The sequence below is a fragment of the Corallococcus sp. 4LFB genome, from assembly GCF_046520365.1.
Lineage (GTDB): Bacteria > Myxococcota > Myxococcia > Myxococcales > Myxococcaceae > Corallococcus > Corallococcus caeni.
In genome coordinates, this window is record NZ_JBKGHJ010001005.1 from 1 (window position 1) to 1,323 (window position 1,323).

Sequence of the window (1,323 nt, forward strand, 5' to 3'; positions counted from 1 at the left end):
CCGGGAGGCCGCGAGCGGCGCTTCCCCCTCCCTCGCGCCACACCTCCAGCTTCGGGAGGGGGCCGTCCTTCCAGCCCTCCACGAGCACCAGGTCCACGCGCTCCGCGTCGCGCGCCAGCAGCGCGGGGGACAGGGCTTCGTGGGTGGTGCGCTGCGTGCCGTCCGGGGTGGCGAAGCCCGTGAGCACGGCGCCCGCGGCGTCCAGGCGCGCGGTGTCGCTGCCCGGGCGGTGGAGCGGGTGCGCGTCCGACGAGTGCTTCACGTACGCCACGCGCAGGCCGCGCGAGGTCAGCTCCGGCAGCACGCGCTCCAGGAGCGTCGTCTTGCCGGCGCCGGAATGGCCGATGACGGCGAGCGCGGGGGGCGGCTTCACGGGGCCTCCACGGGATGGAAGTCCGGCTGTTCGAAGAGCTGCACGTCCACGGCCTCGCCCTCGGCGAAGTCGGCGCGGCCGGCGGGGAGGACGGCCCAGCCCCGGGCCGCGACGTTCTGGAGAATCTGTCCCGCGCCCTGGGGACGCAGGCGCGCCCACGGTTCGGCGCCGTCCCCGCGCGCTTCGAGCGCCGCGACGGTGACGAGGTACGTGAGGCCCGCCTGCTTGTGGCGGGCTTCGGAGAGGCGGGCGCGGGTGACGCGGCGCTGTTCGAGGACGCCCTGGTGCTTGAAGAGCAGGGGCCGCGCGAGCTGATCAAACGCGACGGTGGCGGCGCCGGGGTTGCCGGGCAGCACGACGACGGCGGTGGAGCCCAGGCGGGCCACGGCCACGGGCTTGCCGGGCTTGAGCGCGACGCCGTCCACGAGGAAGCGCGCGCCCATCCGGGCGAGGACGCGCTTCACGCAGTCCTTGTCGCCCACGGAGGCGCCCCCGGTGGTGATGAGCACGTCGACCTGGGGCGCCAGCGTCTCCAGCCGTGCGCGCAGCTCCGCCTCGTCGTCGCGCGAGCGGCCCAGGTGCGTGACGTCCGCGCCGGCCTCGCGGGCGAGCGCGGCCACGAGGATGCGGTTGCTCTCGAAGACCTGGTGGGCTTCCGCGGGCTGGCCGGGGGGACGGAGCTCGTCCCCGGTGGCGACGACGGCGACGCGCGGCGCGGGCGCGACGAGCGCGGTGGCCTCACCCAGCGACGCGAGCACGCCGAGCACGGTGGCGTCCACGCGCTGGCCCGCGGCGAACAGCGACGTGCCGGGCATCACCTCTTCGCCGGCGCGGCGCAGGTCGTGGCCGGGCTCGACGGAGACGAAGAGGTCCACGTGGGTGCCGTCGTCGGTGGGGCGCGCGGCCTCCTGACGGACGACGGCGTTGGCGCCGGGGGAGAGCGGGGCGCC

The 1,323-nt window shown here is 76.6% G+C and carries 2 protein-coding genes; both read right to left on the reverse strand.

Features of this window, described 5'->3' with window-relative positions; translation table 11 throughout:
- Nucleotides 1-373, reverse strand: a 373-nt coding sequence (gene mobB, locus ACLEQD_RS43555) for a molybdopterin-guanine dinucleotide biosynthesis protein B (protein ID WP_410391817.1), incomplete at its 3' end; no start/stop codon positions are given.
- On the reverse strand, nt 370-1,323 hold a 954-nt coding region (locus tag ACLEQD_RS43560; protein ID WP_410391818.1), incomplete at its 5' end, for a molybdopterin molybdotransferase MoeA. The genes ACLEQD_RS43560 and mobB, both read right to left, overlap by 4 nt.